Genomic DNA, 26551 nt, shown 5'->3' with positions numbered 1-26551 from the left:
GTTTGATCTGGATTGCCCGACCGGGCGACACGCGCGGCAAAGCCTGCTTTTGCCGCACGACGCCGCCCCGCCGCGCCGGTCACCATGGCCGGGATTTCCAAGCGCGGCCTGAACACCCCCTCAACGCACGCACGTTCGGTAAGATGAGCGCGGTCAGTTACCCGCCGCTCATCCACCCGGCTTGAGCCGCGCTTCGCCAACCCTTCGCCCGCCTATGCAATTCGACCTGCTTCACGTCGGTCCGCTGGTCGCCCTCGCCCACCTCCTCGGCGTGGTCGCGGCGTGCCACGCGATTCTCAACACGCGAACCTCGCAAGGAGCGATCGCGTGGGCCGTGTCGCTGGTCGCGATGCCTTATCTGACGCTGGTGCCGTACCTGTTCCTCGGCCGCAGCAAATTCGCCGGTTATGCCGACGCGCGCCGCGTCGAGAACGAACTGCTGCGCACGCGCGCGCATCCGCCGGAATGGGACACGCGGGCTTCGTCCGCGGGACTGCCTACCCAGGAGCTCGGCGCGCGGCTCGTGCATTCGCTCACGCGGCTCGGCGGCATGCCGTTCCTGCCGGGCAATTCGGTGCGCACGCTGGTGAACGGCGCGGCGACGTTCGAAGCCATTTTCGAAGCGATCGAAAACGCGCGTCGCTATGTGATCGTGCAGTTCTTCATCGTGCGCGACGACGCGCTCGGCGAGATGCTCAAGGACGCGCTGATCGCGAAAGCGCAGCAAGGCGTGCGCGTGTACTTCCTGTACGACAGCATCGGCAGCTTCGATCTGCCGCACCGTTACGTGGCGGCGCTACGCGCGGCCGGCGTGGAGACGCATCCGTTCGCGACCAATCGCCGTTTTGTGAACCGTCTGCAACTGAACTTCCGCAATCACCGCAAGATCGTTTCGGTGGACGGCGAACGCGCGTTTGTGGGCGGCCATAACGTGGGCGTCGAATATCTGGGCGGCAAGCCGCCTTTGTCGCCGTGGCGCGATACGCATATCGAAGTGCGCGGCCCGGCGGTTGCCAGCATTCAGTTCGTGTTCACCGAAGACTGGCACTGGGCCACCCAGCAATTGCCCGCGTTCGACATGCCGGCGGCGCCCACGGCCGATCAGACCACGAGCCCGGGCATGCACTGCCTGGTGGTGCCGAGCGGACCGGCCGACAAGCAGGAGACCTGCTCGCTGTTCTTCGTCGAAGCGATCAACGCGGCGCGCGAGCGGATCTGGATTACCACGCCTTACCTGATACCCGACGAGGCCGTGTTCGCTGCATTGCGGCTCGCGGTGCTGCGTGGCGTGGACGTGCGCATTCTGATTCCCAGCCGGCGCGATCACCGCGTGGTGTTCACCGCGTCGAAACTGTATGCGTACGATTCGTTGCGCGCCGGGATCCGTGTCTTCCGTTATCAGCCGGGCTTCCTGCATCAGAAAGTGGTGCTGATCGACAACGTGGCCGCGGCCATTGGCAGCGCGAATCTCGATAACCGCTCGTTCCGGCTGAACTTCGAAATCATGGTGCTGACGGTGGACCGCGGCTTCGCCAAAGAGGTCGAAGCGATGCTGCTGAACGACTTCGCCGAGTCGCGCGAAATCGACCTCACCGAGTATCGGAATGCGAGCGCGCTGCGGCGGGTGTTGATGCATGTGGCGCGGCTGTTTTCGCCGGTGCTGTAGGCGTCGCTTCGACAATTCCGCCTGACGAACCGACTCACTTCGATTTCGATTTCGCTTTCGGCTCTAGCTCCGGCAACACCCACAAATCCACAACACCCAACCCGTCACAACTGCTTTTCAATATCCTCGGTGATCGCCTCGGGCTTGGTCAGCGGCGCGTAGCGCTTCAGCACGCTGCCGTCGCGGCCGATCAGGAATTTGGTGAAATTCCATTTGATCCCTTCGAGACCTAGCAGACCCGGCGCCTCTTCGGTCAGATAGCGGAACAGCGGATGCGCGTTCGCGCCGTTCACGTCGATCTTGTCGAACATCGGGAAGGTCACGCCGTAGTTCTTCTCACAGAAGCTGCCGATTGCCGACGCATCGCCCGGCTCCTGCTTGCCGAACTGGTTGCACGGAAAGCCGAGCACCGCCAGTCCGCGCGCCGCGTAGGTGTCGAACAGCTTCTGCAAACCCGCATATTGCGGCGTGAAGCCGCATTCGCTCGCCGTGTTGACGATCAGCAAAACCTTGCCTTGATACTGCTCGAGACTCACTTCCTCGCCGCCGAGCTTACGTGCCGAAAAAGAATAAATCGATGCCATGTGTGCTCCCCCGTAAAAGCTGCCAGTCTATGCCAAAAGCCGCGCCGGAACAGTCGGCCGAATGGCCGATCCCCGTTGAGCGCCCGGTGTCCGTCCCGGCAGTCTAAAATAGCGTTTTTCTCCAGCCGGCCTCTTCGTGATCCGCTTTAATCAGTTCAGCCTCGCGCGCGGCACCAAGCCGCTCTTCGACAACACCACGTTCACCCTCAACCCCGGCGAAAAAGCCGGCCTCGTGGGGGCGAACGGTGCGGGCAAGTCGACGCTGTTTGCCGTGCTGCTCGGCGAACTGCATGCGGACGGCGGCGACTTTGCCATGCCGCCCAACTGGCAGATCGCTCACGTCGCGCAGGAAACACCGGCCGCCGATAAAACCGCCCTCGCCTACACGCTAGACGGCGACGCGGCCTTGCGCGCGATCGAAGCCGCGATTGCCGCGGCCTCCGCTGCGCATGACGGCGCGGCCGAAGGCGAAGCACACGCGGCTTTCGCCGACGCCGACGGCTACACCGCGCCCGCACGCGCCGAAGCGTTGCTGCTCGGCCTCGGCTTCACGCTCGACCAGACCCGCGAGCCGGTCAGCAGCTTCTCGGGCGGCTGGCGCATGCGCCTGAATCTCGCGCAGGCGCTGATGTGCCGCTCGGATCTGCTGCTGCTCGACGAACCGACCAATCACCTGGATCTGGACGCGATCGTCTGGCTCGAAGACTGGCTGAACCGTTATCCGGGCACGCTGATCGTGATCTCGCACGACCGCGAATTCCTCGATTCGGTCTGCAACGTCACGCTGCATCTGGAGCACCAGCAGATCAAGCGCTACGGCGGCAACTACACGCAATTCGAAGTGCTGCGCGCGCAGCAGCTCGCGCTGCAACAGAGCGCGTATGTGAAGCAGCAGCGCACGGTCGAGCATCTGCAGAGCTATATCAACCGCTTCAAGGCGCAGGCCACCAAGGCACGCCAGGCGCAGAGCCGCGTGAAGGCGCTGGAGAAGATGGAAATGATCGCGCCGGCGCACGCCGAGTCGCCGTTCACGTTCGAATTCCGTACGCCCGATTCCGCGCCCAATCCGATGATGGTGATGGAAAACGTGCGCTGCGGGTATCGCAACGAAGACGAAGGCGTCGAGATTCCGATCGTCGAGCACGTCATGCTGTCCATTCAGAACGGGCAGCGCATCGGCCTGCTCGGCGCGAACGGCCAGGGCAAATCCACGCTGATCAAAACGCTCGCCGGCACGCTCGCGGCGCTCGGCGGCCATGTGCGCGAAGGCAAAGGGCTGCGGATCGGCTACTTCGCGCAGCATCAGCTCGAAACGCTGCGCGCCGACGACACACCGTTGCAACACGTCGCGCGTCTCGCGCCGGACACGCGCGAGCAGGAATTGCGCGACTTCCTCGGCAGCTTCAACTTTTCCGGCGAAATGGCCACGTCGAAAATCGCGCCGTTCTCCGGCGGCGAAAAGGCCCGCCTCGCGCTCGCGCTGATCATCTGGCAAAAGCCGAATCTGCTGCTGCTCGACGAGCCGACCAACCACCTGGATCTCGAAACGCGGCACGCGCTGACCATGGCGCTCGCGCAGTTCGAAGGCACGCTGATTCTGGTGTCGCACGACCGGCATCTGCTGCGCGCCACGACCGACCAGTTCATGCTGGTCGCGAAACATCGTCTGCAGGAATTCGACGGCGATCTCGACGACTACCGCGACTGGCTGCTGCAACACGCGGCCGAACAGCGCGCGGCGATCAAGGCCGGCGCGGCGGCAAGCAACGTGGACAGCGGCGCGGACAACGGCGTGAACCGCAAGGAACAGCGGCGTCTCGAAGCGGAAACGCGTCAGAAGCTCGGGCACCTGAAAAAGCCGCTGCAAAGCCGCATTGCCAAGATCGAAAAGGAAATGGACGCGCTCAACACGGAGAAGTCGACACTGGATGCATTCGTCGTCGATCCGGCCAGTTACGAGCCCGAACAGAAGAGCAAGCTGACGGAGGCGATCCGCCGTCAGGCAGATGTGAACGCGCGCCTCGAAACGCTCGAAGCCGAATGGCTCGAGACTCACGAGGAACTCGAGCAAATCGGCTAACGGCAGGCGGTTTTCGATCCGCGCCGGTATCGACGGGAGGTTGGCCTTGTCATCCGCGACAGCATCATCCGTGTCATCGTCCAACGCGGCGCCGCCCGCGCTGCAAGGACTGCGCGTGCTCGACCTGACGCGCCTGCTGCCCGGCCCGGTCGCCGCGTTGCGGCTCGCTGAACTCGGCGCCGACGTGCTGAAGATCGAAGCGCCCGGCGCGGGCGACCCGACCCGCACGATGATGCAGTCGTCGAGCGACCGGGTGGCCGGACGGCCTGGCGCGTTCTACCGGCTGGTCAATCGCGGCAAGCGCGAGACCCGTCTCGACCTCAAGTCCGACGCCGGCCGCAACGTGTTGCGCGCACTCGCGGCTGAATCGGACGTGCTGATCGAAAGTTTCCGGCCCGGCGTGATGGAGCGGCTGGGCCTGGGCTACGAGACGCTGCGCGCGCTCAATCCACGGCTCGTCTACTGCGCGATCAGCGGGTATGGCGCGAGCGGCCCATTCGTCGATCATGCCGGCCACGATCTGAACTACATCGGCTATGCGGGTGTGCTCGAACAACTGGCGAGCCGCGACGGCACGCCGATCCTGCCGAATTTCCAGATCGCCGACCTGCTCGGCGGCGCATTGAGCGCGGTCACGCAGATTCTCGCCGCGTTGTGGCAGGTGTCGCGCGGCGGCGAAGGCCGCTTCGTCGATGTCTCGATGACGCACGTCACCCACGCGCACAACGTCGTCGCCCAGGTCTCACTCGCCAACGAAGGCGCGGCGCCCGCCGCCGGCGCCGGTCTGCTGAACGGTGGCGTACCCTGCTACAACCTGTACCGCACGCTCGACGACCGCTGGCTCGCGGTCGGTGCGCTCGAACTGAAGTTTTGGGAAACCCTGTGCATGGCGCTCGACCGGCCTGAATGGGCCACCCGTCACTGGAGCCTCGGTCAGGCGATCGGCGGCCCGGACGCCGCCGCGCTGACGCAGGAACTCGCCGGGGTGATCGGCAAGCGTGCGCTGAAAGATTGGGTTCTGCTGCTGGAGCCGCTCGACTGCTGCGTTTCGCCGGTGCTGACGGCGGCGGAAGCCGCGCAGCACCCGCTGTTCAATCCGCAGGCTTATGCGGCGGCGTTGGCGGCCGCAGCGGAGGCTGAGCGCGCCATCGAAGCGAAGAAAAAGAAGAAAGAGCAGGCTGACCTGCAGCCGCGCATGGAATTACGGCGCGGGTTCAACTGAGTGCGGGCCTTGGCGCCTAGGGCCTGAAACCTCGGGGCTCGGGGCTCGGAACCCAAGACTCTTAGCCCAGGGCTCTTACAAAGCACGCACCTCTTACAAACCACGCGCCCCTCAACGCCGCACTACCGCCTGTCGCGGCAGCGTCTGACGCGGCGTCTTCTCGTCGTCGTACAGCACGTACTTGCGGCCTTCCACATGACGATTGATCGTGGCGCGCACCTCGGCGGCCGTGGCATCTTCGGCCACTACCCGGCGCGAAATCTGCCCGGTGGTATCGATCCACTCGACGATCCGGCAGGCGCCGCCCCAAGGCTGCCGAATCGGTGCGGAGACGCGGCAACCGCGCACCTGGATGGACCGATCGACTACGGTTTCACATGACTGTTTCAAGGCGTGATCCTTTTTCTGGCGTCTGAAGCGATGCATACGGCAATGCAATACGCTTGCAGCTTAGGAAAAAGGGTTGACCGGCAGGTTACAGCCAATATGGAGATATTTACCGGCCATTACCGCCAGGCGCAGTCCGCACGGCGCCCGCCGGCGCCGGAAGCCCGTCTATTCGAGCGTGCGGACCCGGTCGATCGCCTGCTCGAGCCGATCGACCGCAACGACCTGTAAGCCTTCTATCGGCTGTTTCGGTGCATTGGCCTTCGGAATGACCGCGACTGAGAAGCCCAGCTTGGCCGCTTCCTTCAGCCGGTCCTGACCGCGCGGCGACGGCCGGATCTCGCCGGCCAGCCCCACTTCGCCGAATACGACGAGGCCTTTCGGCAGCGGCTTGTTGCGCATCGATGAATGAATCGCGAGCAGCACGGCCAGATCGGCCGCCGGTTCCGTGATCTTCACGCCGCCCACCGCGTTCAGAAACACGTCCTGATCGAAACAGGCAATGCCGGCGTGCCGGTGCAGCACCGCCAGCAGCATCGCGAGCCGGTTCTGTTCGAGACCGACCGCGAGCCGCCGCGGATTCGGCGCGTTGGCCGCGTCGACCAGTGCCTGCACCTCGACCAGCAGCGGCCGGGTGCCCTCCTGCGTCACCAGCACGCAGGAGCCCGCCACCGACTGCTCGTGCTGCGACAGAAACAGCGCCGACGGATTGGCCACGCCGCGCAAGCCGCGCTCGGTCATCGCGAACACGCCCAGCTCGTTGACCGCGCCAAAGCGGTTCTTGATCGCGCGCACCAGGCGATACGACGAATGCGTGTCGCCCTCGAAGTACAGCACGGTATCCACGATGTGTTCGAGCACGCGCGGCCCGGCCAGCGCGCCTTCTTTGGTCACGTGGCCGACCATGATGATGGTGGTGCCCGACTGCTTGGCGATGCGCGTCAATTGCGCCGCGCACTCGCGCACCTGCGCGACCGAACCCGGCGCGGAGGTCAGCGCGTCGGAATAGACCGTCTGGATCGAGTCGATCACCGCGACGTCGGGCTGATGCTCGGCGATCGTCGCCTGGATTTTTTCGAGCTGGATTTCCGCGAGCAATTGCAGCTCGCTCGCTTTCGAGCCGGGCTCCAGCAACGAAAGCCGTTGCGCGCGCAACGCAATCTGCGCGGCGGATTCTTCGCCGCTGATATAGAGCGCGCGTTTGTGGGCGGCGATTTCCGCGAGCGATTGCAGCAGCAGCGTGGATTTGCCGATGCCCGGATCGCCGCCGATCAGCACCACGCCGCCCGGCACCAGGCCGCCGCCGAGCACGCGGTCGAACTCGCTGACGCCGGTGGAGAAGCGCGGCACGTCGGACGCTTCGATGTCGGCGAGACGGCGCACCGGCGCGCTTTTCGCGAGCGACTGGAAACGGTGCGTGGACGGCGCTTCCGCCACCGATTCGACCAGCGTATTCCACGCATTGCATGACGGGCACTGCCCGGCCCATTTCGGCGATTGCCCGCCGCATTCACTACAGATGTACAGAGTCTTGGGTTTAGCCACGCGCGAGATTGCCTGAGTTGCTGTTTTTGGATTGATGCTTTATTCGGCGCTTACTCGGCCCGCACCGGCACGCGCGGCGCGACCGCGCACATCAGCTCGTAGCCGATCGTGCCGCACGACTGCGCGACGTCGTCGATCGGCAGCGAGGTGCCCCACAGCTCGACGCGCGAGCCGACGTTGGCGGTCGGAATCGGCGTCAGGTCGACGGTCAGCATGTCCATCGAGACCCGTCCGACGATCCGCGTACGCACGCCGTCGACGATCACCGGCGTGCCTTCCGGCGCGATCCGCGGATAGCCGTCCGCGTAGCCGCACGCGACCACGCCGATGCGCATCGGCGCACGCGATTTGAACGACGACCCGTAGCCGACCGTTTGCCCTTCGCTCAAGGTCTGCACGGCGATCAGTTCCGACGCGAGCGTCATGGCCGGCTGCAAGCCCGTGCCCTGGATCGCGGCCGTCACGCCCGACGGCGACGCGCCATACAGGATGATGCCCGGGCGCACCCAGTCGAAGTGCGCGGCCGGATGCCACAGCGTGGCCGCCGAGTTGGACAGGCTGCGCGCGCCGGCAATGCCTTGCGCGCCGCGCTCGAACGCTTCCATCTGATAGTCGATGCCGCGGTCGCCGTCGGCATCGGAAAAATGGGTCATCAGCGTGATCTGGCCGACGCCCTGGGCGGCGCGCGCGCGTTCCCACGCAGCGCGGAATTTCTCCGGCGTGTAACCGAGGCGGTTCATGCCGGTGTTCATCTTCAACTGGATGTTGACGGGTTTGGACAGGCGCGCCATTTCGAGCATGCGCAACTGTTCGTCCGAATGCAGCGCGGTGGTCAGGCTGTAGCGGTCGATCACGTCGATATCGGTCGGACGGAAGAAACCTTCGAGCAGCAGAATCGGGCCGGCCCAGCCCAATTCACGCAACTTCACGGCTTCTTCGAGGTCAAGCAAACCGAAGCCGTCGGTGGCGCGCAGACCAGGGAAAGCACGGGCGAGACCATGCCCGTAGGCGTTGGCTTTGACGACGGCCCAGATCTTGGATTTCGACGCGTAACGGCGGGCGACAGCGAGGTTATTGGCGAGTGCGGCGGTATGGATCGTGGCTGAAAGGGGGCGCGGCATGGGATATTTTCGTAAAGACGCTTGCGAATCAGCGGCTTACAGGGCGTTTTCAACGCTCGGCAGCCCGCTGGGCGGTGCGATCAAGGATTTTGCTAGTCCGAATCCAGCTATTTTCATGATATAAAGCCGTGCGCACAACCCATTTCGAACGGTATAAGCCCGGACGCCTTCCACACGGCACCGGGGCGGACAGACCGCAGCGAGGACAGCATCGCATCAGATGAAAAAAGGTTTTTACACCATCATGGCCGCGCAGTTTTTTTCGTCGCTGGCCGACAATGCGCTTCTGATCGCTGCTATTGCACTGCTGAAAGATCTTCACGCCCCGAACTGGATGACGCCGCTGCTCAAGTTGTTCTTTGTGCTGTCGTACGTCGTGCTGGCCGCCTTCGTGGGCGCCTTCGCCGATTCGCGTCCCAAGGGGCGCGTCATGTTCGTCACCAACACCATCAAGGTCGTCGGCTGCATCACGATGCTGATCGGCGCGCACCCGCTAATTGCGTACGGCATCGTGGGTTTCGGCGCGGCGGCCTACTCCCCCGCCAAATACGGCATTCTCACCGAACTGCTGCCGCCTGACCGGCTGGTCGCCGCGAACGGCTGGATCGAAGGCACCACGGTCGGCTCGATCATTCTCGGCACCGTGCTCGGCGGCGCGCTGATCAGTCCGCACATCGCCGCACCGATCCTCAGGCACCACATTCCCACGGTCAACACGCCGGCCGAAGCGGCGATGCTCGTCATCATGGCGATCTACATCATCGCCGCGCTGTTCAATCTGCGCATTCCCGACACCGGCGCGCGTTATCCGAAACAGGAACGCGGCCCGATCAAGCTCGTCACCGATTTCGCCGACTGCTTCCTCGTGCTGTGGCGCGACAAGCTGGGTCAGATTTCGCTCGCGGTCACCACGCTGTTCTGGGGCGCCGGCGCGACGCTGCAATTCATCGTGCTGAAATGGGCCGAGGTGTCGCTGAACATGTCGTTGTCGGAAGCCGCGATTCTGCAGGCAGTGGTCGCGGTGGGCGTGGCGGTCGGCGCGATCTACGCCGCTTCGCGCGTGCCGTTGAAGAAGTCGCTCTCGGTGCTGCCGGTCGGCATCATGATGGGTATCGCCGTGATGCTGATGGCGTTCTACACGCGCAGCCTGTTCCCCGCTCACTGGGGGGTGTATTTCGGCCGCCTGCATGTGCCTGGCTACCTGATCGTCGCGTATATTTTCCTGATGATCGTCGGCGGCCTGTCGGGCTTTTTCGTCGTGCCGATGAACGCGCTGCTGCAGCATCGCGGGCACGTGCTGATGTCGGCGGGTCACTCGATCGCCGTGCAGAATTTCAACGAAAATCTCTCCGTGCTGGTCATGCTGTGCCTCTACGCCGTGCTGGTGTGGCTCGACGTGCCGGTCACGGCCGTGATCGTGCTGTTCGGCACCTTCGTCTGTCTGATGATGTGGCTCGTCATGCGCCGCCACCAGGCGAACCAGCGCGAGTTCGACTCGGTCGCGCTGATCGGCGAAGTCAGGCACTGATCCGCTGCGGGCCGTCCGCTTTTCCCGCGAGCGCCCGCGCCTTCCTCTTTCCTCGCTTTGCCATGACTCAACCCATTCCCAATGTGCTGACCATCGCCGGTTCCGATTCCGGCGGCGGTGCGGGCATTCAGGCCGATCTGAAGGCTTTCTCGGCGCTCGGCGCCTATGGCGCGAGCGTGATCACCGCGCTGACCGCGCAGAACACGCGCGGCGTCACGGCAATTCACGCGCCGGACCCCGGCTTCGTGACGGCGCAGCTCGACGCGGTGTTCGACGACATCCGCATCGACGCCGTGAAGATCGGCATGCTGGCGAACGCACCGATCGCGCGAGCGGTCGCGGATGCATTGCGGCGCTACAAGCCCAAACACGTCGTGCTCGACACGGTGATGATTTCGAAGAGCAATCACGCGTTGCTGCTGCCGGATGCGGTCGCGGTGGTGCGCGACGAACTGCTGCCGCTCGCCGATCTGCTGACACCTAACCTGCCGGAAGCCGCCGCGTTGCTCGGCGTGCCCAGCGCGACCGATGAAGCCGGCATGGTCGAGCAAGGCGAAGCCCTGCGCGCGCTCGGTGCGCGCGCGGTGCTGATGAAGGGCGGCCATTTGAGCGCGGCGGATAGTCCGGACTGGCTGGTTGAAGCAGGCGGTACGTTGCGTCTTGGCGGTCCGCGTGTGCCGGTGAAGAACACGCATGGAACGGGCTGCACGTTGTCGTCGGCGATTGCGGCGCTGATTCCGCAACGCGGCGATCTGGCGAGCGCGGTGGCCGATGCGAAGCTTTATCTGACCGGTGCGCTGCAGGCGAGCGATCAGTTAGATGTGGGCAGCGGGGTTGGGCCGGTGCATCACTTTTATCGGTGGTGGTGACGGATTAGACGGCTGGGCGCGGCTGCGGCTAGCTGCTATTGCTATTGCTATTGCTACTGCTACTGCCGCGCGTAAACCTGAGCCTGCTCAGGCCATTCGTCCGGCACGATAAAACCGCGAGAGCGTTCCACCAGATTGCCCGCACTGTCCTCGTCGAATGCGACGACCATCGCCGGTCCATGCTGATGCGAAGTTTGCGCGGCAAGCGTGTCGGCATCGACAAGCGTCTGTTCTGCCGCATCCGCCTCGTGCTGCTCGTAGCGCCTCGGCGCGAGCCACTCCAGGCGCGGCAAGGTCCGCCATTTGCACGCCTGCTCGGCCGCGAAACCCGGCCAGTCGCTGCGCGTCACCCACCACCCGCGCCCATGCGCCGGATCCAGTTCGACGGGATCGAACGGCGTCTCGCCGTGCCGGTAAAACAGCCAGCCTTTGATGAACATCTGCGGCGTCCACGGCCCCGCGTAACCGGTCGACGCGAACGCTTCACGCGCGCTCATCGGCAATTGATGATTCAACACATGCGCGAGCTTGAGATCGAAGCGGTCTTTCAGATTCGGTCCGACGTAGTCCGCCAGACGGCCGCGTCCCGCGCCGGCATGCAGATAGCACTTCACCGCCAGCTCCCAATGGAGCCGCGCGCCGCGTTGCGTCTGCAGCAGAAAATCGCACTCGCCGAGCGTGATGCCTTCATGCCGCAGCGGCACACCCGCCGCGATCAGCCGCGCCGCCGGTCCGTGCTGCAAGAACCAGCCGAGCAGGCGTTCAGCGTAACGGCCAAGACGCGTGATGCGCGTGGCCGTCAGATCGTGCTGTAAAGGCGCCGGCGCGGCGTCGAGCGCGCGCAACCAGGCGATGGTTGCTGCAAACTCCTGAGGCGTGTCGAACGGCGTCGCGAGCACGCCGGCCGGTGGTTGCGCGCGCAACAGATCGGCGCTCAGCAGCAACCAGGCGAGATCGCGCACGGCGGGCTCACGCAAACGGGTCAGCAGCGTGTCGAGCGTCGCGGCGCAAGCGCCGGGCGCGACGGCGACGTGCGCCGCCGGGCCATCGGCGGTCGTCACTTCGGCGGGTTCGCGGGCGCGCCGCCGGCTGCGCGCCACGTGTCGCGCGCGAGGCACAGGTCGGCCCATGCCTTCGACTTATCGGGCAGGCTGCGCAGCAGATAGGCCGGGTGATAGGTGACGATCACCGGCACGCCTTCGTATTCATGCACGCGGCCACGCAGCGACGAAATGCTCGCCTCGGTCTTCAGCAAACTCTGCGCGGCGAAGCGGCCGAGCGCGACGATCAGCTTCGGCTTGACCAGCGCCACCTGACGCTGCAGATACGGCTCGCAGCGCGCGACTTCGTCCGGCTCGGGATTGCGGTTGCCGGGCGGCCGGCACTTGATCACGTTCGCGATATAGACGTTGGTGTCGCGCGCGAGCGTCAGCGAGCGCAGCATGTTGTCGAGCAGCTTGCCGGCCTGGCCGACGAACGGCTCGCCTTGACGATCTTCATTCTCCCCGGGGGCTTCGCCGATCAGCATCCAGTCGGCATTGCGATCGCCCACACCGAAGACCGTGTTGGTGCGCTTCTCGCACAATCGGCAACTTTCGCAGCCGGCGACGCGTTCGCTCAGCGCGTCCCAGTCAAGCGTGTGGATCGCCGGCGGCTGCGATGCTTCGCGGCGGCTTTCGGACGGAGCATGCCCATGTCCGGGCGCCTCGGTTGGCAGATCGTCGAACCACGCGAAATCGTCGTCGGGCGGTGCGTCGAATGAAGGCGGTTGTTCAGGGGCGCGCGATTGTGCCGCGGGCCGGGATGGCGGCTTCGGTTGACGCGGTGTTTCGACGGCGGGCGGTTGCGAGCGTGTTTGAACTTCAGGTTGCGCCGGTTGCGTACGGCGCTCGTTTGGCCGGCCGTCCTGTACGGGACGTGATGATTCGCTTGCGCGCGTCGGCGCGTCGCGATCGTCGGAGCGATCGCGTGTGGCCGGTTGCTGCGACGGTTGAGCCGCGCGGCGCATCTCCGGCTCAACTGCGGCTGCTGCGGCCACATCTTGCCCGCTGGCCGCTTCAGACGCTTCTGTCGCTTCAGACGCAACCGGCTGCGCCGCCATTCCGCGACGCACCCACAGCGGCGCGAGGCCGAACTCTTCCAGTACCGAATCATGCAGCGCCATCTGCGCCCTCCGTGGCAAACGAGAAACGCATCACGATGGCGTCCTCCCGGCTGCGATGCCGCGCCGGATAATAATTTTTGCGCCGGCCGATCGACGCAAAGCCGAAGCGCTCGTACAGTCGGATCGCGCGATGATTCGACGGCCGCACTTCGAGCAGCAGTCCTTCGAGTTTTTCGGCGCGGGTAATTCGCACCGCTTCGCGCAGCAGCGCGAGGCCGGCGCCGACGCCCTGCGAGGCAGGCGTCACGCACAGGTTGAGCAGATGCATTTCGTCGACCACCGGCATCAGCACGCAATAGCCGATCAGCGCGCCGGTCACATGACGCAGACAGATGCCGAAATAGCCGTTGCGCAGCGAGTCGCCGAAATTGCCCCGGCTCCACGGAAACTCATAAGCGATCTTTTCGATGGCCGCGACCTCGTCCAGATCGCCTTCGGTCATCGGCGATATGTAGCGGTCAGCTAGCAACACGCCGCTCATTGGCCGCCCTCGCCCGGCTGAGCGTCGTGCGAAGCGTGGGCGGCTTTCTCGGCTTTCTCGGCTTTCTCGACCTTTTCAGCCTTGTCGGCCATCCGCTCCGCCGTGGTCTGCGCGACCTTGTCGCGTACATATTCCGGCGCGGCCTGATCGGCCGGCACGGTGCGGCCGGCGCGCAACGCACGCAGCGCGGCATGCGCGAGCGGCACAGCGTGCGGCAGCGCGTCGCCATCGACCGTGCGCGCCGCGGCCACCGCGGGCAGCCGCGCGCCGAACGCGGCAGCCGCGTTGCCGGCCAGCGTGAACGGAACCTCCGGCAACACCAACCGCTCCGGCGCGTCGAGCGAGGCCGCTTGCAGCGTGCGCCAGTCGCCCTGCGCCTCATCCCACGCGAAGTCGGCCCAATAGATTTCGTCCATACGGGCATCGAGCGCGGCCAGCACGCGCGTCGCCGACAGATCGCGCAACCGGGCGCTTTCCGCGCAAGCCAGCAGCGTGCTGACCGGCACGACCGGCAGATTCAGGCCGAATGCGAGACCTTGCGCGACGCCGGTTGCCGTCCGCAGTCCGGTGAACGAGCCGGGGCCGGAGCCGAACGCGATCGCGTCGCAGTCCGCCAGCGTCAGACCGGCTTCGGCAAACAGTTCGCGAATTGCCGGGAGCAGGCGCGTGCTGGAGACCGCGCCGGTCTGCTCGTGGCGGACCCACAGACGGGGTTCGGCATGCGTCTGGCCGGCGGCGGCGCCGGCGACGGACAAAAGCGCTACCGAACAGAATTCGGTCGACGTATCGAGAGCGAGGAGCACAGTTTGAGTCATGGACCGTATTGTAATCGGCGTGATCGGCACGGCGCGCGCCAATCTGGTTCGGGTTGGCCCGCAAGCCGGCGGCCGGCGTTTGGAATAAGCCCTCGGGCCGTCAGCGGCATGCAATTGTTATGATCGTCGGCCACCGTAACCCACTCCCGCCTACCGGGCAAAACGAACATGACCGACATCACCACCCAATTCGCGCAGGCCCAGGAAGACGTCAAACAGTTGACGGAGCGTCCGGGCAACCTCACGCTGCTGCGCCTCTACGCGCTCTTCAAGCAGGCGACCGAAGGTGACGTCCACGGCGACAAGCCGGGCTTCACCGACATCGTCGGCAAATACAAATACGACGCGTGGGGCGCGCTCAAAGGCACAACGCAGGACGCCGCCAAACAGCAATACGCGGAACTCGTCGAATCGCTGAAGAACGGCACGGCGGCCTGACAGCGATAGCGCGGCGGATCGGGAGCGCCTGGTCGCCTGGCGATCGGGCCGTTGAGCGGTCGGACTGTCTGGCGACTGTCCGCGTAGCCGACTGGCGGCGCAATTAGCGCGGTCTCCCGCTCTTCTCCCCTTCGCGTCACTTGCCTGATCCGCGCCACGGCTAAACGCTGGGCGCCCCGCCCGCCGCCGCTTAGCGCGCCCCGCGCAGCCAGAAAAAGCAATTTTTTCCACTAAGAAGTTTCCTAACAGTGGCGCAGTGCAACAAAACCCTATAGAATGCTGCCTGCGCTTCACTGCTCTGCCCGGCTTTCCTCCAGCGGCCTTTGCGGCGCAGCGCCTCGTAGCGTTTAGCTCCAATCCAGTTTAGAACCTGTCCCCTCCTGCCTAGCCCCCTACGGGCGATCATGTACCAGGCTGGCGGCACGCCGTGTTGGCATGTCGCATCCGATACAGCTTCTAACGAAAAGCTCGCCTTCATTGTCGCGAGCTGCCCCCGTTTTTCGATTTGCTCGCTGCTTCTTTGCTCGCTGAATCCGACGACTTGGGTATGCCGATTGGCGCCGACGTTTTAATTCCCTGTGTACCAAGGATTCTCATGACTTCGAGCAACACCTCCAGCCCGTTGAACGCCATCGCCGATCAAGCCCTCGGTCTCGCCGACGCACCGGAACAAGTCGCAGCCGTCGCTGCCGCTCCGGAAGCCGTCGCCGCTGAAGCCGCCGCGCCGACCGGCCCGACGTTCGCGTCGCTCGGTCTCTCCGCGGATGTCGTCTCCGCGCTGACCGCCGCTGGTTACCAGAACCCGACGCCGGTTCAGCAACGCGCTATCCCCGCCGGTATCGCCGGCCGCGATCTGATGGTCTCGAGCCCGACCGGTTCGGGTAAGACCGCCGCGTTCATGCTGCCCGCCATCGAGCGATTCTCGCAACTGCAAAAGGCGCAAGCCAGCCAGCCGCGTGAAGCGCGTCCGGCGGCCGACGCCCGCAACACGCGCCGTCCGCAACCGGTTGCCCGTCCGACCATGCTGGTCCTGACGCCGACCCGCGAACTCGCGATGCAGGTCACCACCGCCGCTGCCAACTACGGCAAGCATCTGAAGCGTCTGCGCACCGTCAGCATTCTGGGCGGCGTCGCTTACGGCCAGCAATTGATGCTGCTGGCAAAGAACCCGGAAATCCTGGTCGCCACGCCGGGCCGTCTGATCGACCACCTGGAACGCGGCCGTATCGATCTGTCGCAACTGCAGATCCTGGTGCTCGACGAAGCCGACCGCATGCTCGACATGGGCTTCATCGAAGACATCGAAACGATCGTCGCGGCTACGCCGGCTACGCGTCAAACCATGCTGTTCTCGGCCACGCTCGACGGCAAGATCGGTTCGCTGACGGGCCGTCTGCTGAAGGATCCGGAACGCATCGAAATCGTTCAGCGCCTCGAACAGCGCACCAACATCTCGCAAACGGTTCACTACGTGGACGACCGCGATCACAAGGATCGTCTGCTCGACCATCTGCTGCGTGACGAAGGCCTCGACCAGGCTATCGTGTTCACGGCAACCAAGATGGACGCCGACCAGCTGGCCGGCCGTCTGGCCGACGCCGGTTTCGAATCGGCCGCTTTGCACGGCGATCTGCCGCAAGGCGCGCGTAACCGCACGATCAAGGCACTGCGCGAGCGTCGCGTTCGCGTGCTGGTGGCAACGGACGTCGCCGCTCGCGGTATCGACATTCCGGGCATCACGCACGTGTTCAACTACGACCTGCCGAAGTTCGCTGAAGACTACGTGCACCGTATCGGCCGTACCGGCCGTGCTGGCCGCACGGGTACCGCGGTGAGCCTCGTGCATCACGCTGAACAAGGCGCGCTGAAGCGCATCGAGCGCTTCGTGCGCACCCCGCTGCCGGTCAACATCGTTGTAGGCTTCGAGCCGCGCAAGTCGGCTCCGTCGGGTAACGGCGGCCGTCCTGGCTTTGGCGGCCGTGGCCGTCCGGGCGGTGGCAACGGTGGCGGTGCTGGCCGTCGCTTCGGTAGCGGCGGCGGCGCAGGCAAGCCGGCCGGTAACGGCGGCGGTGCGCGCAGCGGCAATGGCGGCGGCTGGGCCGGTAAGTCGGCTGGCGGCGGTTCGCGTGAAGGTGGCTTCGGCGGCGGCTCGCGTGAAGGTGGTTCGCGTGAAGGCGGCTTCGGCGGTGGTTCGCGTGAAGGCTACGGCGGTTCGCGCGACGGCGGCTACGGCACACGCCGCAGCGACGGCCCGCGTACGGCGCGGCGCGGCAGCTAAGCTAGCCGATCAGTATTCGCCCGATAACGGCACCGCGCGCCCGCGAGTATCAACTGCCACAGCGCGCGTTGTCGGTCCCGAGTGATACAGCAAGTTAGTGTGAAAAAGACCCGAACGGCCCCGCGCCGTTCGTCAGTCGAGAGAAACCGGTGCTCAAGCGCCGGTTTTTTTTCGTCCGCGATTTGATCGATGCTGAAATTTCACGATGTGGAAAATTTTTTTGCGTCGTAAAAAATCGTGCTGCACGGCACAAGACGTCCTATTGCAAGATGGGAAAAGTCGTTTCTTAATGCGAAACGATCTATTCAAGCCATTGATTTTAAATAGAAATAAATATCCAAAAAACCCTTCCGCCCGTCTATTGCGCCCGCATCGATTTGCCTAGACTCTTATATAAGACTTCACGGAACGAAACGCCAAACCGGCCAACCGCTTCGACGAAGACAGAGTCACCTACCCATTACAGGCAACTAAGGAGCACACCATGACGACGCGCGAAGAACAAGCCAAGCAACTCCAACAGCAATGGGACACCGATCCGCGCTGGAAAGGCGTGAAGCGGACCTACTCGGCGGAAGACGTGATCCGTCTGCGTGGCTCGGTGCAGGTCGACCACACGCTGGCCAAGCGCGGCGCGCAAAAGCTGTGGGAAAGCGTCAACACCGAGCCGTTCGTCAACTCGCTCGGCGCGCTGACCGGCAACCAGGCCATGCAGCAGGTCAAGGCCGGCCTCAAGGCAATCTATCTGTCGGGCTGGCAAGTGGCGGGCGATGCCAACGTGGCCGGCGAAATGTACCCGGACCAGTCGCTGTATCCGGCGAACTCGGTGCCGCTGGTCGTGAAGCGCATCAACAACACGCTGACGCGCGCCGATCAGATCCAGTGGTCGGAAGGCAAGAATCCGGGCGACGAAGGCTATATCGACTACTTCGCACCGATCGTCGCCGACGCTGAAGCCGGTTTCGGCGGCGTGCTGAACGCGTTCGAACTGATGAAGGCGATGATCGAAGCCGGCGCGTCGGGCGTGCACTTCGAAGATCAACTGGCTTCGGTGAAGAAATGCGGCCACATGGGCGGCAAGGTGCTGGTGCCGACGCGCGAAAACATCGCCAAGCTGACCGCCGCGCGACTGGCTGCCGACGTCTCCGGCACACCGACCGTGCTGCTGGCGCGCACCGACGCGGAAGCGGCGGATCTCGTGACGTCGGATATCGACGACAACGACAAGCCGTTCCTGACCGGCGAGCGCACGGTGGAAGGCTTCTACCGCACCAAGCCGGGTCTGGAACAGGCGATCTCGCGTGGCCTCGCCTACGCGCCGTACGCCGACATGATCTGGTGCGAAACCGGCAAGCCGGACCTCGAGTTCGCGAAGAAATTCGCCGACGCGATCCACAAGGAATTCCCGGACCAGCTGCTGTCGTACAACTGCTCGCCGTCGTTCAACTGGAAGAAGAACCTGGACGACGCGACCATCGCCAAGTTCCAGCGCGAACTCGGCGCGATGGGCTACAAGTTCCAGTTCATCACGCTGGCCGGCTTCCACGCGCTGAACTACTCGATGTTCAACCTCGCGCACGGTTACGCCCGCAATCAGATGACGGCGTTCGTCGAAATGCAGCAGGCTGAATTCGCTGCCGCCGACAAGGGCTTCACCGCCGTGAAGCATCAGCGCGAAGTCGGCACCGGCTACTTCGACGCCGTGACGCAAACGGTCGAACGCGACGCCTCGACGACCGCGCTGCACGGCTCGACGGAAGACGAACAGTTCTTCGACAAGAAGGTCGCGTAAGTACGGCGCGCCCGGTTCCCGTGGTTCGATCGCGGGAACGTGACCGGCGCGCGCGGACAGGCAAACGACGACAAGCGGCGCCGTCAGAGCGCCGTCGTCACAGGGAGGAGCACGTCATCGGGGCGCCACGGCTTTCGCCGTGTCAGCCCCGGGGCAGAGGAATCTGGGAGAGAACAAACTCGCAGCGGCGGAAACAAAGCCAGCGCAATGTATTGCGCGGCGAACAGTGGACGCGCCGGCCTGATCGCCGGCGCGTTTTTTTTCGGCGCCTCGCCCGGCGCAGCGCTTATCTAGCGATACACGATCACTGGAATCTTCGTATGCGTGAGCACCCGCTGCGTTTCGCTGCCGATCAGCAAACTGCCGAGGCCGCGCCTCCCGTGCGAAGCCATGAAGATGACGTCGCAACCGCCGTGCTCGGCAGCTTCGATGATGCCGAGATACGGCGCCGGATGCACGCTGGTGCGGCTCACCACCGCGACGCCGACTCGCCGTCCGGCCAGCTCGACCTCGCGCAGATGCACGCGCGCTTCGCGTTCGCTGCGCTGCAGGAATTCGGAGGGCGGCTCGACCACCACGTCGGAAAACGGCGAGTACGGATACTGCGGCAGACACGCGTAAGCAGTGACTTGCGCGCCGACGGCCTGCGCGAGATCGATCGCGCCGTCGATCGCTTTGCGCGACAGGTCGGAACCATCGGTAGGAACGAGGATGTGCCTGAACATGATGCCCTCCGTCGCCGGCTCAGCGCAGCACGGCGTCAGCGTCCACGAGGCGCGGCTGGCAAGCCGCCTGAATCGATTGTAGGTCGCCGAATCGCGGGTATGGATCTGCCGAGGGTCTATCCGCATATCGGAAACCCGCTGCGGACGGCGGCGCAAGCGCGGCTACACGGCCCGCGCGGTCCGCGCGCGAGAACGCACTAAACCCGCCGCGCGTTCAGCCCCAATAACCGGGATGGCCGTACGTATGCTTGAGAAAGTCGAGAAACAGCCGGACCCGCAGCGGCAAATGGCGACGCTGCGGAAACACCGCGTGGATGCCGATCGGCGGCGCGGCGAATTCGTCGAGCACGCTGACCAGCCGCCCGGCGGCGATGTCCGTACCGACTTCCCACCACGAGCGCCACGCGAGGCCGTAGCCCTCCAGGCACCACTCGTGCAGCACCGCGCCGTCCGAGCATTCCATCGTGCCGGACACCTTGATCGACACGACCTTGTCGGCCTGCTGGAACATCCAGCCGCGCTGCTGATTGGCGCTCGCGCCGAGCGCGAGGCAGTTGTGATGCGCGAGGTCGGCCAGCGTGTGCGGTGCGCCGCGCCGGCTCAGATACGACGGCGACGCCACGCACACGCGACGGTTCTCGCCGAGCTTGAGCGACACCAGCGACGAATCCGGCAACTCGCCGAGCCGCACCGCGCAGTCGAAACCCTCGTTGACCAGATCGACCAGCCGGTCGGAGAGGTCGAGCGTGATCGACACGTCCGGATGCGCGACGGTAAACGCCGGCACCAGCGGCGCGACGTGGCGCCGCCCGAAACCGGCCGGCGCCGACAGCCGCAAATGGCCGCTCGCCTTGACGCCGCCCGCCGACACGCTGGCTTCGGCGTTCTGCATATCATGAATGACACGCTGGCAGTCTTCGAGAAAGGCCGAGCCTTCGAAGGTCAGCGTGATCTTGCGTGTGGTGCGCACCAGCAATTTGACGCCGAGTCGCTCTTCGAGCGCATCGATCCGGCGGCCGATGATCGCCGGTGCGACGCCTTCCGCAAGCGCCGCGGCGGACAGGCTGCCCTTGGCCGCAACGGCGACGAAAGTCTCGATCTGCTTGAAACGGTCCATAAGCGGGCGAAGCCGCAGCGATGCGGGGAAGTGGTCGGTGCGCGTCAGATTAGGTGTATGAAAGTAAAAGATCAAGTGATCTTTAGCCTCTTTTTTAGCACTGAGCATCACTAATACAATCCGTCCTGACCTCTGATAGGAGTGCACGGCAATGTCGGCCACAACGACACTTTTCCCTAAAGCAGTGATTTTCGACGCGTACGGCACGCTTTTCGACGTGCATTCGGTGATCGCTGCCGCGGAGCAGATGTTTCCCGGCCATGGCGATGCGCTCTCGCAGTTATGGCGGCAAAAACAGATCGAATACACGCAGCTGCGCACGCTCGCCGATCCGGCCGGCTCGCCCGGCGCGCACTACCGGCCGTTCTGGGACATCACGCTCGACGCGCTGCGTTTCGCCGCGAAAAAACGTCAGCTCACGCTGAGCCGCGCGGCCGAAAAACGTCTGATGGACGAATACGCGTGCCTCTCCGCCTTCCCCGATGCCGTGCCGGCGCTGCGCCTGTTGCGCGAGGCGTCGTCCGTGGCCGATGCGGAATCCGGCGCGCCAGCCAGCCCGCGCGCCGGCCTCGCGATCCTCTCGAACGGCAACCCGCAAATGCTCGACATCGCCGTGAAGAGCGCCGGCATGACAGGGCTGTTCGATCACGTCCTATCCGTGGACGCCGTGCGCGCCTACAAACCCTCGCCCGCCGCTTATACGCTCGGCACGCAAGCCTTCGGCGCCGAGCCGCGCGAGCTCGTCTTCGTGTCGTCGAACGGCTGGGACGTGGCCGGCGCGACATGGTTCGGCTTCACCACTTTCTGGCTCAACCGGCAAAACGCCCCCGTCGAAGAACTGGGCGTCATGCCACATGGGACGGGCGGAGGCATGCACGATCTGCTCGCTTTCCTGAAAACCCTCGCGTCGCCCGGCCGCAGCAGCGGCCCCGGTAGCGGCCGCACGCGCCACAGCCCTGGCGCATGACAGCTTCCACCGGACCCCGCGACGCACCTCAATCGCAATTCAACATTTGCATCTTTGCAATCTGACCGACCAAGGAGAAACCATGGCGAATCCGCTGTCATCGTCGCAGTCTTCACTCACGCTGCCGCAGGGCATGGCCATCACGGCTGAGATCAAGCCGGGCTACGAAGCGATTCTCACGCGCGAAGGGCTTGAACTCGTCGCCGCGCTGCATCGCACGTTCGAACCGCGCCGTCAGCAGTTGTTGCAGGCTCGCGTGGAACGCACGAAGCGTCTCGACGCCGGCGAGCGTCCCGACTTCCTCGCGGAAACGAAACCCGTTCGCGACGGCGACTGGACCATCGCGCCGCTGCCGCAGGATCTGCAGTGCCGCCGCGTCGAAATCACCGGTCCGGTCGAGCGCAAGATGATCATCAACGCGCTGAACTCGGGCGCGGATTCGTACATGACCGACTTCGAGGATTCGAATGCGCCGAGCTGGGACAACCAGATCACCGGCCATATCAACCTGATGGACGCGGTGCGCCGCACGATTTCGCTGGAGCAGAACGGCAAGTCGTACACGCTGAACGACAAGGTCGCCACGCTGATCGTACGACCGCGCGGCTGGCATCTCGACGAGAAGCACGTCACGGTGGACGGCAAGCGCGTATCGGGCGGGATCTTCGACTTCGCGCTGTTCATGGTGCACAACGCGAAGGAACTGGTCGCACGCGGCTCGGGCCCCTACTTCTATCTGCCGAAGCTGGAAAGCCATCTGGAAGCGCGTCTGTGGAACGACATTTTCCTCGCCGCGCAGGAAGCCGTCGGTGTGCCGCGCGGCACGATTCGCGCGACGGTGCTGATCGAAACGATCGTCGCCGCGTTCGAAATGGACGAGATTCTGTACGAGCTGCGTGAGCATAGCTCGGGGCTGAACGCCGGCCGCTGGGACTACATCTTCTCGGCGATCAAGAAGTTCAAGGCCGACCGCGACTTCTGCCTCGCCGACCGTTCGCAGATCACGATGACCGCGCCGTTCATGCGTGCTTACGCGCTGTTGCTGCTGAAGACCTGCCATCGTCGCAATGCGCCGGCGATTGGCGGCATGAGCGCGCTGATTCCGATCAAGAACGATCCGGCCGCGAACGAGAAGGCGATGGGCGGCGTGCGTTCCGACAAGGCGCGCGATGCCGGCGACGGTTACGACGGCGGCTGGGTCGCGCATCCGGGGCTGGTGCCGATCGCGATGGAAGAGTTCGTCAAGGTGCTCGGCGACAAGCCGAACCAGATCGGCAAGCAACGCGACGACGTGCTCGTCACGGCCACCGATCTGACGGATTTCCGTCCGGAAGCGCCGATCACCGAGGCCGGTCTGCGCAACAACATCAACGTCGGCATTCACTACCTGGGCGCGTGGCTCGCGGGCAATGGCTGCGTGCCGATTCACAACCTGATGGAAGACGCGGCGACGGCGGAAATTTCGCGCTCGCAGGTGTGGCAGTGGATTCGCTCGCCGAAGGGCAAGCTCGACGACGGCCGCAAGGTGACGGCCGAGCTGGTGCGCGAATTGTCGGCGCAGGAACTCGACAACGTGAAGCAGGCGGTGGGTGGCAATACGAAGCCGTATGAGCGCGCCGCGCAGATCTTCGAAGAGATGTCGACGTCGGAGCAGTTCACCGACTTTCTGACGTTGCCGCTTTACGAGGAAATCTGACGCGGAGGTTAGATGCATCCGCAACGAACGACGTAGTAGCAAGCTTGCTTTACTTTCGCGCGTTTCATGCACCTGTGCGCTTGTGAACCTGTGCACGTATGCGCGTGCGTATCACGCGCGATGCGAAGGCGGCTTGCGTCGCAAGACTGACCGACCGGACGGCCCGACAGGCGTGAGCTTGCCGGGCCGTTTTTTTGGCCCGGTTGCTTTTGCGGCGTGCGTCGCTTTGCGCGCTACCTGCGCGCGACGGCTCCGCTCAGCGCGTGCCGCGATGCTCGACCCAATCGCCCGATCTGATTTCCGGCAAGCCCTTCACCGCTCCCGGCGCGACCGGGTAGAAACGGCAATTCACGACGTTGCCGTCCACCTTCACCATCACTTCGCGCGCGAGGAATCGATCTTCGACGCCCGGGTACACCGCTTCGATTTCGTCGAGCACCGCGACCAGTTCGTCTTCGATTTCGTAGACGTCGCCGATCACGTCGACGCCCGCTTCGTCGACCACCAACCCCGGGTACGAGCCGAAGTCGAACAGATGGCCACGCACCGTGGCCGTGCCGAGCAGATTCGGCAAGGGAATCTCATTGCGAACCGCGGCGTCGCGGATGTCGTTCACTTCTCCGGCGCGCAACGTGCCGTATACAAAGACGGTTTGCATCGTCGTTTGCTCTCCTTGGATGGGTGGTCGGGTAAGTTCTGTTTGAGGCGTGATTCAGCGCGTGGTTCAAGGCCTGGCTTCAAGGCGCGGTTCAGGCGCGGTTCAGGCGCGACTCAGTTCAGCGCGGCGCTGGAAACCAGCACGCCGTCAATGTCCGCGTAGATCCATTCGCCGGGATGCACCAGCGCGCCGGGTAACTGCACCGGCACGTCGCGTTGGCCGCCGCCGAGCTTATGGCAACGTCGCGGGTTGGTGGTCAGTGCTATCACGCCGACGTCGGCTTCGTTCAACTCCAGCGCGTCGCGCACGCAGCCGTTCACGACGATGCCCGCCCAGCCGTTGTGCTGAGCGATCTGCGCGAGGTTACCGCCGACCAGCGCACACCGCAGACTGCCGCCGCCGTCGACCACCAGCACCCGGCCCGCACCCTGCTCCTCGAGCGTGGCGCGCACGAGTGCATTGTCTTCGAAGACTTTGAGCGTCACCGCTTCGCCGCTGAAACTCTCGCTGCGGCTGAACAGATGAAAGACCGGCTCGAGCACGCGTAAGGCGCCGAGCGCCAACTGCTCCTCGTGGGCGTCGCACAAGTCCGCGGTAGCAAAGGTCATGGAGTTCTCCTCGAAGGACGGGCAGTCGGGACATTATGCAACTTTGGGGTCGGGGGAAGGTGTGGAATGCGGTGAGGCGCGCGCGGCGATGGCGGGTGGCGGGTGGCGGGTGGCGGTGGCGGTGGCGGGTGGCACGTGGCGGGCGGCGCGTGGCGAGCGACGATAGCGAGCGACGATAGCGGGCAATGCGTAGCGGGCGATGCGTAGCGAGCGGTGCGTGGTGCCTGGTGCCTGGGGCTTGGCGCTGACGTTGCGTTCGCCAGCGCCCTGGCGGCCGCGCTGCGGTTTCGCTGCTTGCTAGTTACGCCGCCTGTAGGGTACGGTTGGTGGCCCCGACTCTTTAGCACTCGACTATTCCCATCGAGCCTTCACCATGACTTCGTCCGTCGACTTCGCTCCAGCGAGTTTCGTCCGCTTCGCCGACATTCCACCTGAGTTCCGGCCGAACGACACCCACCCGATCCGCGTGCGCTCGCGGCCGATGTCGTCTGGCTGGCGCATTGCGCGTCATACGCACGCGTGGGCCCAGGTGGCCTACGCATCGCGCGGCGTGCTGCGGGTGGCGACGAGCGGCACGACGTGGATGGTGCCGCCCTCGCGTGCCATCTGGGTGCCGCCGCATGTGGAGCACGAAGTGGTCGCCGTCGAAGATGCGTTTCTGCGCACGCTCTACATCACCGAAAGCACGGTGCCCGCCGGACTCGATACGCCGCGCGTGGTCGAAGTGTCCGATCTGCTGCGCGAAGTGATTGCCGCACTCGATACGCCGGACATTCCGGCCGCCCGCGAGCAGTTGCTCGGCGCACTCGCACTCGATGAACTGACGCGCTCGGAGCCGCTGCCGCTTTCCGTGCCGATGCCCAATGAAAAGCGTCTGCGTGCGTTATGCGAGGCGGTGCTCGCGGACCCGACGCACGGTGAGTCGCTCGAACAATGGGCCAGCAGCGTGGGCGCGAGCACGCGTACGATCGCGCGGCTGTTTCGACAGGAACTGGGCGTGAGTTTTTCACAATGGCGTCAGCAGGCGATTCTCGCGCGTGCGATTCCGCTACTGAGTCAGGGACGGCCGCTTTCGCATGTCGCGCTGGAACTGGGCTATCAGAGCCAGAGCGCGTTTTCAGCGATGTTCCGACGCGCCTTCGGTGAAAGTCCGCGCGCGTTTATCGAACGGGGATCGGAGCATCGCGCCGAATCGGGCGATCACGAAGACAGAGAGACGGATTAGAGGAATGCGAGATCGCGCGGTGCGATACGGCGCAGTGCAATGCGGGGCGGTGCGAACGAGAAAACCCTAAGCAGCGGCCCTGCGCCGTCAAACCCGTCGTGCCAGATGACGGATCGCGCCGAGCTGCGCCAAGCGCGGTCCGCTCAGCTTATAACCCTTGCGTTGATACAGTCGCGCGGCCGGATTATCGACAAACACACGCAACTGCAACTCGTGCAAGCCGCGCTCGCGCGCCCACTGATGCGAGATATCCAGCAGATACGTGCCCGCTCCCAACCGCCGATGCCCTTCCGCAATCTGCACGTCGCGGATATGCAGCGAATCGCCTTCCTGCGTGATGCGCAACACGCCGATCGGATGGCTGTCCATCTCGAGAATGAAATTCTCCGATTCGCGCCAACTGCCGAGGAACAGATCGCCCCGCCACACCAGATGATGTCGCCGGTAGTAACCGCCCATATTGGCGCGAGTCAGCGCCTCGGCGAACTCGAAATCGTCCATGCTGGCATTGCGCAGATGAAACGGTGACGGAGCTTCGGATGGATCGAACATGGTGGGGCGGCAAAGATGAGTCGGGTCAACGGT

The 26551-nt window shown here is 64.6% G+C and carries 24 protein-coding genes; 11 read left to right on the top strand and 13 right to left on the bottom strand.

The genetic code is table 11. The features are described 5' to 3' along the window. Nucleotides 1-214: 214 nt before the first annotated feature. The gene (gene cls / locus GGD40_RS21230; RefSeq protein ID WP_179744804.1) at nt 215-1666 is read left to right on the top strand and encodes a cardiolipin synthase; all 1452 of its coding nucleotides are present in this window, start codon (nt 215-217) and stop codon (nt 1664-1666) included. 104 nt (nt 1667-1770) lie between these two features. Here cls and GGD40_RS21225 read toward each other — a convergent pair whose 3' ends face one another. Next, entirely contained in the window at nt 1771-2250 is a 480-nt protein-coding gene (locus tag GGD40_RS21225) for a glutathione peroxidase (RefSeq protein ID WP_179703923.1), read from the bottom strand. A 136-nt stretch (nt 2251-2386) separates the two neighbouring features. Here GGD40_RS21225 and GGD40_RS21220 point away from each other — a divergent pair, with 136 nt between their 5' ends. Next, nucleotides 2387-4330 carry an ATP-binding cassette domain-containing protein gene (locus GGD40_RS21220; RefSeq protein ID WP_179744803.1) on the top strand — a complete coding sequence of 648 codons (1944 nt, stop codon included), beginning with the start codon at nt 2387-2389 and terminating at the stop codon, nt 4328-4330. A gap of 100 nt (nt 4331-4430) precedes the next feature. Next, entirely contained in the window at nt 4431-5552 is a 1122-nt protein-coding gene (locus GGD40_RS21215) for a CaiB/BaiF CoA transferase family protein (protein WP_257030531.1), read from the top strand. A gap of 111 nt (nt 5553-5663) precedes the next feature. On the opposite strand, the gene GGD40_RS21210 is transcribed toward GGD40_RS21215, so the two are convergent. The 3 genes from GGD40_RS21210 to alr form a co-directional block, all read right to left on the bottom strand. Continuing rightward, entirely contained in the window at nt 5664-5942 is a 279-nt protein-coding gene (locus GGD40_RS21210) for a DUF2866 domain-containing protein (protein WP_179703921.1), read from the bottom strand. Between the two features lie 165 nt (nt 5943-6107). Beyond that, the gene (gene radA / locus GGD40_RS21205; protein WP_179703920.1) at nt 6108-7484 is read right to left on the bottom strand and encodes a DNA repair protein RadA; all 1377 of its coding nucleotides are present in this window, start codon (nt 7482-7484) and stop codon (nt 6108-6110) included. Between the two features lie 50 nt (nt 7485-7534). Further along, nucleotides 7535-8605, bottom strand: a complete 1071-nt coding sequence (gene alr / locus GGD40_RS21200) for an alanine racemase (protein ID WP_179744802.1) — start codon at nt 8603-8605, stop codon at nt 7535-7537. Between the two features lie 220 nt (nt 8606-8825). Here alr and lplT point away from each other — a divergent pair, with 220 nt between their 5' ends. Beyond that, nucleotides 8826-10133, top strand: coding sequence for a lysophospholipid transporter LplT (gene lplT / locus GGD40_RS21195; RefSeq protein ID WP_179744801.1), 1308 nt, complete (start codon nt 8826-8828; stop codon nt 10131-10133). Nucleotides 10134-10195: 62 nt separating this feature from the next. Continuing rightward, the gene (gene thiD / locus GGD40_RS21190) at nt 10196-11002 is read left to right on the top strand and encodes a bifunctional hydroxymethylpyrimidine kinase/phosphomethylpyrimidine kinase (RefSeq protein ID WP_179744800.1); all 807 of its coding nucleotides are present in this window, start codon (nt 10196-10198) and stop codon (nt 11000-11002) included. Nucleotides 11003-11061: 59 nt separating this feature from the next. Here thiD and GGD40_RS21185 read toward each other — a convergent pair whose 3' ends face one another. Genes GGD40_RS21185 through tsaB form a run of 4 tightly spaced genes read right to left on the bottom strand, consistent with a single transcriptional unit; the run spans nt 11062 to nt 14462 of the window. Next, the gene (locus tag GGD40_RS21185) at nt 11062-12063 is read right to left on the bottom strand and encodes a DUF1853 family protein (RefSeq protein WP_373565304.1); all 1002 of its coding nucleotides are present in this window, start codon (nt 12061-12063) and stop codon (nt 11062-11064) included. Continuing rightward, entirely contained in the window at nt 12060-13166 is a 1107-nt protein-coding gene (locus tag GGD40_RS21180) for a uracil-DNA glycosylase (RefSeq protein ID WP_179744798.1), read from the bottom strand. The genes GGD40_RS21185 and GGD40_RS21180 overlap by 4 nt, the downstream gene beginning before the upstream one ends. Beyond that, nucleotides 13153-13647, bottom strand: a complete 495-nt coding sequence (rimI, locus tag GGD40_RS21175) for a ribosomal protein S18-alanine N-acetyltransferase (RefSeq protein ID WP_179703915.1) — start codon at nt 13645-13647, stop codon at nt 13153-13155. Before rimI ends, GGD40_RS21180 begins: the two co-directional genes overlap by 14 nt. After that, nucleotides 13644-14462 carry a tRNA (adenosine(37)-N6)-threonylcarbamoyltransferase complex dimerization subunit type 1 TsaB gene (tsaB, locus tag GGD40_RS21170; RefSeq protein ID WP_179744797.1) on the bottom strand — a complete coding sequence of 273 codons (819 nt, stop codon included), beginning with the start codon at nt 14460-14462 and terminating at the stop codon, nt 13644-13646. The genes rimI and tsaB overlap by 4 nt, the downstream gene beginning before the upstream one ends. A 168-nt stretch (nt 14463-14630) precedes the next feature. On the opposite strand from tsaB, the gene GGD40_RS21165 reads away from it, so the two are divergent. The 3 genes from GGD40_RS21165 (at nt 14631) to aceA (ending at nt 18970) form a co-directional block, all read left to right on the top strand. Further along, nucleotides 14631-14900: an acyl-CoA-binding protein gene (locus GGD40_RS21165; protein WP_035549067.1), complete on the top strand. Its 270-nt coding sequence runs from the start codon at nt 14631-14633 to the stop codon at nt 14898-14900. Nucleotides 14901-15495: 595 nt separating this feature from the next. Then, nucleotides 15496-17178: a DEAD/DEAH box helicase gene (locus GGD40_RS21160; RefSeq protein ID WP_179744796.1), complete on the top strand. Its 1683-nt coding sequence runs from the start codon at nt 15496-15498 to the stop codon at nt 17176-17178. Between the two features lie 484 nt (nt 17179-17662). Then, complete coding sequence (gene aceA, locus GGD40_RS21155) at nt 17663-18970, top strand: isocitrate lyase (protein WP_035546239.1); 1308 nt, start codon at nt 17663-17665, stop codon at nt 18968-18970. Between the two features lie 290 nt (nt 18971-19260). Here the strand turns inward: aceA and GGD40_RS21150 are convergent, their stop codons facing one another. Beyond that, nucleotides 19261-19695 carry a universal stress protein gene (locus GGD40_RS21150; protein WP_111929034.1) on the bottom strand — a complete coding sequence of 145 codons (435 nt, stop codon included), beginning with the start codon at nt 19693-19695 and terminating at the stop codon, nt 19261-19263. A gap of 214 nt (nt 19696-19909) precedes the next feature. Next, the gene (locus tag GGD40_RS21145) at nt 19910-20812 is read right to left on the bottom strand and encodes a LysR family transcriptional regulator (protein ID WP_176061421.1); all 903 of its coding nucleotides are present in this window, start codon (nt 20810-20812) and stop codon (nt 19910-19912) included. Between the two features lie 151 nt (nt 20813-20963). On the opposite strand from GGD40_RS21145, the gene GGD40_RS21140 reads away from it, so the two are divergent. Both GGD40_RS21140 and aceB read left to right on the top strand, forming a co-directional pair. Next, complete coding sequence (locus GGD40_RS21140) at nt 20964-21779, top strand: haloacid dehalogenase type II (protein WP_179703912.1); 816 nt, start codon at nt 20964-20966, stop codon at nt 21777-21779. Nucleotides 21780-21861: 82 nt separating this feature from the next. Further along, nucleotides 21862-23475, top strand: a complete 1614-nt coding sequence (gene aceB / locus GGD40_RS21135; RefSeq protein WP_179744795.1) for a malate synthase A — start codon at nt 21862-21864, stop codon at nt 23473-23475. A gap of 256 nt (nt 23476-23731) precedes the next feature. Here aceB and GGD40_RS21130 read toward each other — a convergent pair whose 3' ends face one another. Together GGD40_RS21130 and rraA are read right to left on the bottom strand one after the other, a co-directional pair. Next, nucleotides 23732-24133: a gamma-glutamylcyclotransferase family protein gene (locus GGD40_RS21130; RefSeq protein ID WP_179744794.1), complete on the bottom strand. Its 402-nt coding sequence runs from the start codon at nt 24131-24133 to the stop codon at nt 23732-23734. 113 nt (nt 24134-24246) lie between these two features. Next, nucleotides 24247-24741: a ribonuclease E activity regulator RraA gene (gene rraA / locus GGD40_RS21125; RefSeq protein WP_179703910.1), complete on the bottom strand. Its 495-nt coding sequence runs from the start codon at nt 24739-24741 to the stop codon at nt 24247-24249. 373 nt (nt 24742-25114) lie between these two features. Here rraA and GGD40_RS21120 point away from each other — a divergent pair, with 373 nt between their 5' ends. Beyond that, entirely contained in the window at nt 25115-25966 is an 852-nt protein-coding gene (locus GGD40_RS21120; protein ID WP_179703909.1) for an AraC family transcriptional regulator, read from the top strand. Nucleotides 25967-26053: 87 nt separating this feature from the next. Here the strand turns inward: GGD40_RS21120 and GGD40_RS21115 are convergent, their stop codons facing one another. Further along, nucleotides 26054-26518: a GNAT family N-acetyltransferase gene (locus tag GGD40_RS21115; RefSeq protein WP_179703908.1), complete on the bottom strand. Its 465-nt coding sequence runs from the start codon at nt 26516-26518 to the stop codon at nt 26054-26056. Nucleotides 26519-26551: the final 33 nt, after the last annotated feature.

The sequence above is a fragment of the Paraburkholderia bryophila genome (assembly GCF_013409255.1).
GTDB lineage: Bacteria > Pseudomonadota > Gammaproteobacteria > Burkholderiales > Burkholderiaceae > Paraburkholderia.
Note: the sequence above shows the minus strand (reverse complement) of the source record. Positions and strands in the feature narration are given on the sequence as shown.